The sequence below is a fragment of the Flavobacterium sp. KBS0721 genome (assembly GCF_002007065.3).
GTDB lineage: Bacteria > Bacteroidota > Bacteroidia > Flavobacteriales > Flavobacteriaceae > Flavobacterium > Flavobacterium piscis.
The window spans coordinates 1,241,456-1,253,231 of the sequence record NZ_CP042170.1 but is presented as its reverse complement, the minus strand read 5'-3'; the positions used below and the strand labels follow the sequence as shown (position 1 = coordinate 1,253,231).

7 protein-coding genes are annotated in these 11,776 nt (G+C 37.2%); all 7 read right to left on the bottom strand.

Going from position 1 to position 11,776, the window contains the following annotated elements:
* Positions 1-2: 2 nt before the first annotated feature.
* The gene (locus B0M43_RS05640) at positions 3-986 is read right to left on the bottom strand and encodes an arabinan endo-1,5-alpha-L-arabinosidase (RefSeq protein WP_078006535.1); all 984 of its coding nucleotides are present in this window, start codon (positions 984-986) and stop codon (positions 3-5) included.
* 120 nt (positions 987-1,106) lie between these two features.
* Positions 1,107-2,078 (bottom strand): glycoside hydrolase family 43 protein, encoded by a 972-nt coding sequence (locus tag B0M43_RS05635; protein ID WP_078006536.1) that lies wholly within the window; start codon positions 2,076-2,078, stop codon positions 1,107-1,109.
* A gap of 297 nt (positions 2,079-2,375) precedes the next feature.
* Positions 2,376-4,001, bottom strand: a complete 1,626-nt coding sequence (locus tag B0M43_RS05630) for an arabinan endo-1,5-alpha-L-arabinosidase (protein WP_078006537.1) — start codon at positions 3,999-4,001, stop codon at positions 2,376-2,378.
* 11 nt (positions 4,002-4,012) lie between these two features.
* Positions 4,013-5,560: an alpha-N-arabinofuranosidase gene (locus B0M43_RS05625; RefSeq protein ID WP_078006538.1), complete on the bottom strand. Its 1,548-nt coding sequence runs from the start codon at positions 5,558-5,560 to the stop codon at positions 4,013-4,015.
* A gap of 61 nt (positions 5,561-5,621) precedes the next feature.
* Positions 5,622-6,632: an arabinan endo-1,5-alpha-L-arabinosidase gene (locus tag B0M43_RS05620; protein WP_078006539.1), complete on the bottom strand. Its 1,011-nt coding sequence runs from the start codon at positions 6,630-6,632 to the stop codon at positions 5,622-5,624.
* A 201-nt stretch (positions 6,633-6,833) separates the two neighbouring features.
* Positions 6,834-8,396, bottom strand: coding sequence for a RagB/SusD family nutrient uptake outer membrane protein (locus tag B0M43_RS05615; protein WP_078006540.1), 1,563 nt, complete (start codon positions 8,394-8,396; stop codon positions 6,834-6,836).
* Between the two features lie 30 nt (positions 8,397-8,426).
* Positions 8,427-11,483: a TonB-dependent receptor gene (locus B0M43_RS05610; protein WP_078006541.1), complete on the bottom strand. Its 3,057-nt coding sequence runs from the start codon at positions 11,481-11,483 to the stop codon at positions 8,427-8,429.
* Between the last annotated feature and the right edge of the window lie 293 nt (positions 11,484-11,776).

Here is an 11,776-nt window from a genome sequence, read left to right as displayed (position 1 = left end):
TTCTATTTTAAAACGGGCCACAAATCTGCATCCCAAAGCATTTCTTTAACTACTAATCTTGGCACTCCGTTGGTTTTCTTTTCGTAAGCATGATAGAAAATGTAATCTTTCCCATCAAAGGTGTAAGCGCTGTTATGGCCTGCGCCAAAGTAATTTTCGTCGCCTTGCACTACTAAACTGCCCCCGCCTTCATTTAATGATTTTCCGTCTTTATCAACATAAGGTCCGGTTACATTTTTGGCTCTTCCAACCACAACTTTATAAGTGCTTTTTTCGCCGCGGCAGCATAAATCCCAGGAAAGAAATTGGTAGTAATAACCGTTTTTCTTGAAGATAAAAGGAGCTTCAAGCGCGCCATCTCCGGGATCTGAATCCGGTAATTCAAAAGTTCTTTTGCGTTTCGAAATCGTGTGCCATTCCTGAGGCTGTGCAATCGATTTTAAATCGGGATTTAATTTCACCAATTTCAATCCTTCCCAAAAGGAACCAAATGACAACCATGGCGTATTGTTTTCGTCAAAAATTAAATTCGGATCAATGGCATTCCACATATCGCGATTGGGTTGTGATTGAATCACGATTCCCTGATCGACCCATTTGTAATTTTTATCTTTTGGATCTAAAGTTGTATTGGTAGCAACGCCAATTGCCGAAGTATTTTTGGCGAAAGCCGAAACTGAATAATACAAATAATACGTATTGTTATGAAATGAAATATCCGGTGCCCAGATATGATTCTTAAAGTCAGCCGCAACGCCATCTGCCCAAACGGGTTTTTCTGTAAAAACCTGAGGCTGTTTGTCCCATTTTTTTAAATCTTTAGAACTAAAAACACTGATTCCGTTCCCTGTACAATACAAATAATAAGTGTCTTTTTGTTTGATGACAACCGGATCGTGCACTACAATATCCTGCGCAAATGAAACTGAAGCTATCAGCATCATAAGAACAGAAAGTGAATATTTTATGTTTTTGTAAAACTTCATAATTGGATATTTTTTTTCACCATATAAGTGATATAAGATAATTTAAGCTTTTGCTGAAAACTGTGACTTTCTACATCATATAAGCTAAAACTGAAAACCGAGACTGAGGCTGTAAACTATTTACTGAATACCCTCAGATGTCATGACCACTCGTTTCATCGTTCCGTCTTTGTTGTAATACAATTTATCGACACAAACAGATCTTCTAAAACTTCCTCCGTCTGGAATAGATGCTCCGTTGTGATAGATAAAATACGACTGTCCTTTAAAGTCAATTATTGACTGATGATTCGTATTGCTGTTTCCGGCGATTTCATTCATAATTCCTTTAAATTCCCATGGCCCAGTAATTGATTTACTCATAGCGTAGGCAATTTTCTCTGGAAACTCATACGCATAAGATAAATAATACCAGTCTTTATGTTTGTGAATCCAAGGTGCTTCTGTAAAATGCGGCAACTCTTTTATGTGATGAATCGGGCCATCTAATTCGATCATATTTTCTTTTAATTTGGCATAATGACAGGCTGTATTTCCCCAAAATAAATAGGCTTGTCCATCTGTATCGATATAAACTGTAGGATCGATATCGTCCCAGCTTATATCGGTAAATTTGGTCATGTCGTTTGTAATCAAAGCTTTTCCAAGCGCATCTTTAAAAGGGCCGGTTGGACTGTCAGAAACTGCAATTCCAATAGCTTTGCCGTGCACTGAGCCATGTTCGACGGTCACATACCAATAAAATTTTCCGTTTCTTTCAATTACCTGCGAAGCCCATGCATCACCTTTCGCCCATGTAAAATCACTAGCTTTTAAGGGCACCGGATGTGATTCCCATTTTTTCATATCCGAAGAAGAATATACTACCCATTCGTTCATTTTATAAAAATGAAAATCTTTAGGTGCTTCGTCATGACCTGCATATAAATACACTTTATCCTTGTAAACCAATGCTGCAGGATCGCCGGTATATTGATCTTTTATAATTGGGTTATTGAATTTTGTGGGGTCTATTTGAGTTTTACCAGACTGTGCCTGAACTATTGGACAGTTAGCTACTAAAAGTGAAAGGCTTATAATTATATTCTTCATTATGGTTTATTTACACATTATTTTTTCACGCAGATTTTTATTTTTTAAGTCATGATAAAGAAGTCCCAACGGGACATCATATTTATAGTGTGTTTTTTTGTTCTTTAGCAAAAACCCCATCGGGGGACATATTTGCAATCTTAAGAAAAACTTATAATCGCTCCGCTGGAGCTAATAGAAACAACCTGTTATATTCGCTATAAATATTACGCTCCGCTGGAGCTTTTAATGCCCTAAACTACTTTCTTGAAATCTGGGCTATTATTAGAATTTGGAATTTAAAAAAATTGGAATTTCCTAATTTATCTTTTTACCCCAAACCGGTAATCCCGTTGCTGTTAAACCTGAGTAACTCAAGGTTACTTTTCTGGTTGCTGATTCCCAATCCCAGGCATCGGTTACGTTGCATTTTACTCCGTTTACAGTCAAGATTTTTTTTGCACTATCATACGACCAGACACCTGTAACATCTCCGCTTACTTTTTTATCTGCGGTTAAATAAACGGTAACTGACTTTTGAAGGGTTTTGTATTGATAATTCATGGTTATTTGTTCCCATGTTCCAATAAAACTAGCATCAGAAATCGTTGTTGCCGGTACACCAGCATAACGTTCTGCTTCTACAACCGGCCATCCGTCTTCTGTCCATTGAATACCACGAACTTGTCCCATCATCACGGCATTCGAAACTGCAATTCCCGGAACTCCTTCAGGCAAACGCGCTTGTGAGGCGTAATACCATTGTTTGGTTTCAGGATTTTGAAAAATTCCGCAATGTGAAATTCCAACCCAGCCTGTATGATTTTTAAAAGAGTATGGATGCGTTAACATTGGATAACAATCAGCTCCGGATGTAATACTGGTTCCGCTAATGGTTTGATAAGGTCCCATGATATTTTTTGAACGTGCTACACGTGTATTGTAAGCAACTGATAATTCATCATAAGCCAGAAATAAATAATAATATTGAGTATCCGGATTATAAATAATTTCTGGTCCTTCGAGTGCTTGCCAACGATTTGAATTTACGTTGCCGCGTCCTGCAATTCGTACTCCGTAATCGTCGATTGTTTTTAATTTATCCGGTTTTCCTGTTGCCGGATTCAGTTTTAAAGCTGCGATTCCGGAATGCCATGAACCGTAAATTAAATACTGATCGCCTTCAGGTGTTTGGATAAAACTTGGATCGATCGCATTGAATTTAAAATAAGCATCCCAATCGTTTCCTCCGTTTCGAACGTAACTTTTTACGCCATCAGGTTCAGAGCAAACGACCATTCCTTTATCGACCCAATTGTTAGATGCTAAATCAGTTGTTTCGGCTAAGCCAATGAAAGCGCGTTCTGTCCAGGAAGTATTGGTATCTGTTCCTACAATAGGATTCGTCACTACTATGCTGTAATACATTCTGTAAATATTGCCTACTTTTCGAACGCAAGGCGCCCAATATCCATAATTAGGATTTGTAATGGGCGGTAATGCCGGAGACATTCTTGCTCTTTTATTGTTTAAGGAATCTTTTACCCAGGCCGGGGCTTCGGTCATTGACGATCCCATAAATTCCCAGTTGATTAAATCTTTCGATCTTCTGTAAAAAAAATGTCCGTGACCATCCGTTGCATTCCCGTAAGAAGCATCTGTTTGATACATATAATAGTAATCACCCGATTTTTCTACCGATGGATCGTGAACGTTGGCTAAGTTCCATTGTGCTCTGCTTCCCCAACCTGATAACGAGGTGTAATTATCTGCATAAGTTGGTCCGGGAAAAGCCGGCGTCACTACGGGCGGATCAACCACAACAGGCGGATCAGGATTTTCATTTGTTGCAGGATCATCTTTTGAACAGCTCACTGCAGCAAAAACAAATAAAAGCAGCCCTAAATACGAGGCTGTTTTTATTATGTATTTTGATTTTTTCATCTTTTAGCTTGTTATTTTCCTTCTAACACTACTACTGAGAAAGGAGGAATTGTGATTTCTAATTTTCCTTTTTTATTTTCGAAACCTTTAAAAACTGTTGGTACAATTTTGTTTGGAGTATCGAATGAATTATAATCCTGTAACTTAGCTGATGTTATAATAGTTCCCGTGAAATTTTTCACGCCCAGGTTATTGACATCTATTTCTATTTTATTTTTATTCTTGGCATCTACATTTACTAAAGAAATATGAACCAATCCGCTTTTGTCTTTTGATGCCGAAGCAGAAACTGCCGGAAGTGATTCTCCGTTGAAAGTATATAATGGTGATTGAAAACTTATTGGTAATAATTTAGCATCCTGATGAACACTGTACAATTTCATAACATGGTACGTTGGTGTTGTAATCATTTTTGCTTTATCAGTAAGGATTACCGCTTGCAAAACGTTTACACATTGTGCTAAGTTTGCCATACGAACCCTGTCTGCATGATTATTGAAGATGTTAAGCGTTGCTCCGGCCAAAACCGCATCTCTCATGGTATTTTGCTGGTATAAAAATCCAGGATTTGATCCTTTTTCTACTTCGTACCAGGCTCCCCATTCGTCTACAATCATGGCTACTTTTTTCTCCGGATCGTATTTGTCCATTATCGCAGCATGTTTGGTCACCAATTCTTCCATTTTTAAAGCAGATTGCATGGTATGGAAATAGCCGTCTTCTGTAAAATTTACTCCATCGCCTTTTTTAGCCCAATCGATAACGGCATAATGATGTACTCCTACTCCGCCCAACATATTGATCGGAATGTTTTTCATTAAAACTTCTGTCCAGTTATAATCGGCACTATTTGAGCCGGAAGCGATGCGGGTAATTCCGCCCGTGTTTTCCCAATCTGACATGAAAGTGGCGTATTTGCGGTATTCATTAGCATAATATTCTGCTGTCATATTTCCTCCGCAACCCCAGGCTTCATTTCCAATTCCCCAGAATTTTACTTTCCAAGGTTCTGTTCTTCCGTTTTTTTTACGCAAATCACTCATCGGACTTTTGCCGCTGAAGTTGGTGTATTGAACCCAATCAGACAATTCCTGAACGGTTCCGCTTCCAACGTTTCCTGACAAATAAGGCTCTGCTCCAAGAAGTTCGCACATATTAAGGAAATCGTGTGTCCCGAAACTATTATCTTCAGTCACGCCACCCCACCATTTGTTTACAATAGTTGGTCTCTCTTGTTGTGGTCCTATTCCGTCTTTCCAGTGGTACGTATCAGCAAAACATCCGCCTGGCCATCTTAAATTTGGAATTTTTAATTCTTTTAAAGCTTTCACAATGTCATTTCTAACTCCTTTTGTATTTGGAATTTTGGATGTATCGCCCACAAAAAAACCTCCATAAATAGAGCGTCCTAAATGTTCTGCAAAATGCCCGTAAATGTTTTTGTCGATTGTAGGTGCATCTGCATTGTTTTTTATAGTAACAACCGTCGTTTGATTTTGAGCAAAATTAACCTGACTGAAAAGGGTAAAAAGAAATGTGCTTAAAAGTATTTTTTTCATAATGTGTTTTTATAAGTTATAAAGAGGAAAGCTTGATGAAACTTTCCTCTGAATAGTATTTTTAATAAGAAAGTGAGGGCCATCCTGATGACCATGTAAAATATACAATTTCGAGTTTTGGATTTCCACTGTCCGCTCCATCATAATAATGAACTGATCCTTTTTGAGTTCCGACAATTCTGGATAAATGACCTGGTCCGATATAATTTCCTTGCCTTGCTAAAACTGTTGTTCCGCCGCCATTTTTTAAATTGACTCCGTTTTTATCAACATAGGGTCCAAACGGACTTGTTGAACGACCTACTACAATATAGTACGTACTGTTTACGCCGTTACAGCAACTACCCCGGTTTACGAACATATAGTAATAGCTCCCTTCTTTTATTAAACAAGGCGCCTCCCAACTTGCACTGTTTCCGCCGGCAACAATTGTTTTGCTTCCTGTCGTTTTTCCTGTTGAAGGATTAATCTGGATGACTCCAATTCCGGCATGCCAGGAACCATACGCCATATAAACATTGCTTCCGTCTACTAAAATTGAAGGATCAATTGCATTCACATCTGAAGATGATGAGGATGAAACCACAACACCTCTATCTGTCCAGGTTGTTCCTGCCGAAGCACTTATTGCCGGAGCAGTTACCAACCCAATTGCTGATGTTGCAGCACCAAAAGTGGAGCATGAATAATACATATTCCATCGATTATTGAACCAGGCAACATCTGGCGCCCAAAATGTTTTTACAAAACCGGGTACATATCCTGTGATCCAACTTGGAGTCGAAGTAAATACTGATGCTCCCCAAGTCCAACTTGCTAAATTTGTTGAATACGTCATGGGTATATTATCTCCTGTTGTAAATACATAATAGTTTACGCCACTTTTTACAATGGTACTCGGATCGTGTGACGGAACTGTTCCTGTAACGGTTTTGGCTGTTATATTTTTTACTTGAGAATTCTGAGTCTCTACAACCGCTGCTGCGTCCTCATTTGAAGAATTTATAACATCTTCATTTTGGCAACTTGCTAATAATACTGCTAATAAAACTAAACTTGTAATTGTTTTCATTGGTTATAATTTTAGTTAAGGTGTAATTATTATATCTCTGCAATCTCAATTTTTGTTTTTAAGATAATATCATGTAAAGATTTTTAGGCCCTTACATGATATTAAGTATTCTAACTAATTCAAAATAAAATCTTTTTTTAGTCACAGTTCGCAGTCTCAGTTTTCAGTTTAGACTGCGAACTGAGACTGAAAACTTAAAACTTAATAACTGTCATTCTGTTTTGTTCCAGGATTATTATCCATTTCTAATTGCGGAATTGGATAAAATTCTCTTCCTGCTGTGTACGAATTAAACTCAGCGTCTCTTGATTTTAACCAAGCTAGTTTTGTTGCATCCTGCAACCATCCCCAACGACGAATGTCATCAAAACGGTGTCCCTCAAGAGGAAACTCCAGGAATCTTTCGTGACCTATTTGTTCTCTCATTTGAGCTTGCGACATATTTGGTTTTACTGTTGCTAAATCCGGAAGACCCACTCTGTTTCTTACCATCTGAATATATCCATATGCTCCGGGAGTATCACCTGTTTCGTTTAAGGTCTCGGCATACATCAAAAGAATATCTGCATATCTTAATAAACGCTCATTAATTCCGGAACGCCAGTCGTATTCGTCTGCAAATTCTCCGTCAGAATTTTGGTATTTTCTACAAAAGATGTCATTTAAATCTCCAGGACTTTTGGCATAAAAAGTGGCAAAATCTTTTCCGTACAATTTCATTCCACCTGGTTTATTATAAAATATAGTAGCATCTAAACGAGGATCAAGATCTCCTGTTGTAGTTTTCTCATCGTGAAATTCATTAAATAGTGCCCACGAAGGCTGAACGTCTGTCCATCCAAAAGCTCTTGGCGCATAAGTAATGGCGCGAGCCGAAGTTTTTCCCCAACCTGAAGCGGGAGCTCCGCCCCAACCTAAATCAACTCCTCCGGCTTCTCTGCTAAATTGTACTTCAAAAAGTGATTCAGAATTGTTTTCATTAGCAGTAGTAAAATTATCGCGATAATTTGCTACTAAAGAGTAAACGCCTAAATCAATAACTTGTCTGAAAGCCGTTTTAGCATTAGCAAAATCTTTATTAAATAAGTAGGCTTTTCCTAAATATCCCAGCGCAGCACCTTTTGTAGCACGTCCTTTTTGACCTCCGTCTATCCCAGAAATATTATCATAAGAAACCGGTAATAAATCGGCAGCCGCTTTAAAATCGGCAATAACCTGAGCCCAGCCTTCTGCTTCTGTTTTTTGCGGATAATATACTGCCAGTTCTGTTGGTACAGGTACATTTTTGAACAAGTTCACGGCATGAAATAAAAATAATCCTCTTAAAAAATAAGCTTGTCCTAAGATTCTGTTTTTAAGCGCCTGATCCTGAAAACCAATTTCCGGTACATTTGTTAAAACCTGATTGGCACGGTAAATTCCCTGATAATACGTTTCAAATGCCCACCCGTAAATTGATGCATCGGCAACATTAGAGTTAAAGTGGCCTGCATTGTACATAGAACCCCAAGGGCTATTGGTACGGGCATCATCTGATCTTGCGTCTAATAATAATGGTGTACTTCTCATGTACGTCCCGTCTGTCAATAAACTTCCGTAAGCAGCATTTACACCTTCAATGGCATCCTGATCTGTTTTCCAAAATGAATCTACAGCATTATTATTTGGGTCAATTTGGGTCAAATCTTCATTTTCAACACAGCTTGTTGTTACAACAGCCAATGAAAAGAAAATCGCTATATAGTTATATATTTTATATTTCATTTTAATACGTTTTTAATTGGTTAAACCGGTTTAGAAATTTACCTCTACTCCTAAAGAAATAGTTCTTGGATTTGGGAAAGATCCTGCATCATATCCTCTTGAAAGCAATCCGTCGCTAGTAAAATCAGCGTCATATCCTGTATATTTGGTAATAGTCCATAAGTTTTGACCATTAACATATACTCTTGCTTTTTGGATAAATTTGTCTTTCAACGGAATATTGAAACCCAACTCCATTGTTTGCAACCTAACATAATCACCACTTTGAATGAATCTGTTAGAATCTCTGTTATTTCCATTTGGATCACCAATTACCGGTGCCGGAACATTCGTATTTGTATTAGTTGTTGTCCAATAATTCAGTTCATCTGTACTATGGTTTCCGTATTGTCCTGTCATTAAGTTACGGTACATTGCATTGAAAACTTTGTTACCTCCGCTACCTTGCCAGAACATCGAGAAATCGAAATTTTCATAAGATGCGCTAAAATTTAATCCAAAACCATATTTAGGAATCGATACTCCCTGAAAAGTTCTGTCAGCATCGGTAATAATTCCGTCTCCGTTTACATCTCTAAATTTGACGTCTCCGGGAGCTGCACCTGTTTGTGTTGGTGAAGCAGCAACTTCGGCTGCATTTTGAAAAATACCAACAGCTTCCCAAGCATAAATTTCTCCTACCGATCTTCCTACTTCTGTTTTTGATACGGCTCCGTAAAGAGGATTTCCGTTTACTCCAATTTTGGTTACTTCATTTTTTAAAGTTCCAAAATTGGCTGAGATATCGTATTTAAATTTACGATGATGATTACTGTATGATGCTGCAAACTCAAAACCTTTATTTTGCATATCACCTGCATTAGTAAAAATACTCGCCGGGAAAGCACCATTAGAATAAGGTAAAGGAACATTCACCAACATGTCTGTAACTTTTTTTATAAAATACTCTCCTGTAAATTGTAAGTCATTATCAAAAAATCCTAATTCTAATGCAATGTTTTTACTGGTTGTTTTTTCCCAGTGTACATTAGGGTCAAGTGCTGCAACCACAGTTGTTCCCGGAGCAAGCTCGTTGTTGAAATCATAACTGGCAAAACTGTTTACTGTAGAAGCAAAGAAGTATTGCGGAATTGTGTTATTTCCTATTGTACCGTAACCTCCTCTAAGTTTAATATTGCTCACCCATGTTGGTAAATGCAAAAACTTTTCGTTACTAATTTTCCAGCCTCCTGAAAAAGAGTAGAAGTTTGCAGAATTATTGATCTCGCTAAAAAGAGATGTTTTGTCCTGTCTGAAATTAGCCTGTAGCAAATACCTGTCATCATAAGAATAATTTAATCTGCTGATGTATGATATTCCTGTAATGGTAAATTTATATTCACTCGCATTTCTTGCATCTGCAAACTGAAGCATTGGTATTTCTCCAGGGGTATAACCTACACCTCTTGAATTATATCTGTGATAGTCTCTTTTTTCCTGAATCAATCCCGCAAGAGCATCAATTTTATGTTTCCCTAATGAAATTTCGTAAGTCAATAAATTATTCCAGAACGTTCTTAGCTCATTACCCGTTTCTGTATCTAAAGAAGCTTCATCATTTGTAGTAATATAATACCATCCTAAATCACTTGGTGGTATAAATTTTCTGTTTTCCCAATCTGTTCTGTCATAACTTACATCCAATTTGTATTTAAGCCCTTTAACAATTTCAATTTCTCCCCAGATATCGCCAATAAAACGGTTTCTTTTACCATTGTTAGTGATCAAATTATTATATCCAATAGGGTTCATTGAGATCGCTCTTTGTGTCAGGTTATCTGTTCCTCCGTAACCACCTAATCTGTTGGCATCGTAAACAGGCATTGTTGGTACAGCACCTAACATATCACTGATAAAGGTTTGTCCTGCGTTATATTCGTTAAAAATTTCCTTATCAGATTGTGTGTAGGCAATTTTTGCCCCGTATTTGAATTTTCCTTTTTTACCATTCAAATTCAAATTCGTTGACAGCCTTTCGTAATCTTGTGGCGTTTTTAAGTAGCTTGTGTTTTTGAAATAATCAACATTAAAGCTGTACGCAATATTTTCAGCACCGCCTGAAAATGTAAGTGCCTGATTTTGTATCACACCCGTTTTCATGGATTCTTTTTGCCAGTCTGTATCAACATTTGAAATGTATGATGAACTTGCCGGATTATTTCCCGGAGCAATATTTACAGGAACTCCTGCTCTAATATCTCTGTTTCTTTCGGCTTCACTGGTAATTTGTTGGTAACCCAAACGATCTGTTACATCCCATCTTTTAGAAACATTCTGAAGTCCTACAATAGATTTGAATTTAACATCTGTTTTTCCTGCTTTACCTTTTTTAGTAGTAATAATCACCACTCCATTTGCTCCACGAACACCATAAATAGCTGCCGATGATGCATCTTTAAGCACCTGCATAGATTCAATTTCTCCCGGTGCAAAATCATTTGGAGCATCGACCATAATACCATCAATCACAAAAAGAGGATTGTTGTTTGTGAATGAAGTTATCCCTCTAATTTTTACATTTACAAAACCACCCGGCTCGCCTGATGATTGTACCGTTACTCCCGGAACCTGCCCCTGAAGCATTTTTGCAGCATCGTAAGTCACCGTTTTTTTGGCCGATTCCATATTTACAACACTTACAGATCCTGTTAAGTCCGATTTCTTTTGTGTTCCGTACCCAATAACGACTACTTCGTTTAATTTGTTGGTGTCTTCAACCAATGCAGTATTTACTTTTGATTGGTTTCCTACTGTTAATTCCTGATTTTGAAATCCTATAAATGAAAAAACTAAAACATCGTTTGGAGATGCTTTAATCGAGAATTCTCCATCAAAACCTGTTGTTGCTACGGTTTTGGTTCCTTTTATCAAAATATTTACTCCCGGCAAAGGCAGTTTGTCCTGCGCCGAAGTAACAATTCCGGTAATCACTTTGCCTTGAGCCGACATTTGATTAACGGAAAATAATAGCATAAGTAATGCTAAAAGCCATTCTTTTTTTGGCAATAAAAAATTGCAGTAAAAAAGTAATTTTTGGTTTGTTATCATACTGGTTAGTTTAAGTTGGTTAGTGTGTAATTATAAGTGTTAATTTTACATTTGTAAATTTAACTAAAAAAAAACCTCAAAAACAAATTAATATGGCAAAAAAAAGACGTAAAAAAAATACATATCACAAATTAAGTGTGAAATCAACATTTAAAAATTGATATTATTTCAAAAAAAGAGCGTTTTTGAACTGTAATTTGTGTAAAATCAACACTTTTTATAAAAAAGCAACTTTTTACTCAAAAAAAGGAGTCAACGCAAAATTTTATAAATGAGTTATTTAATAGCTATTT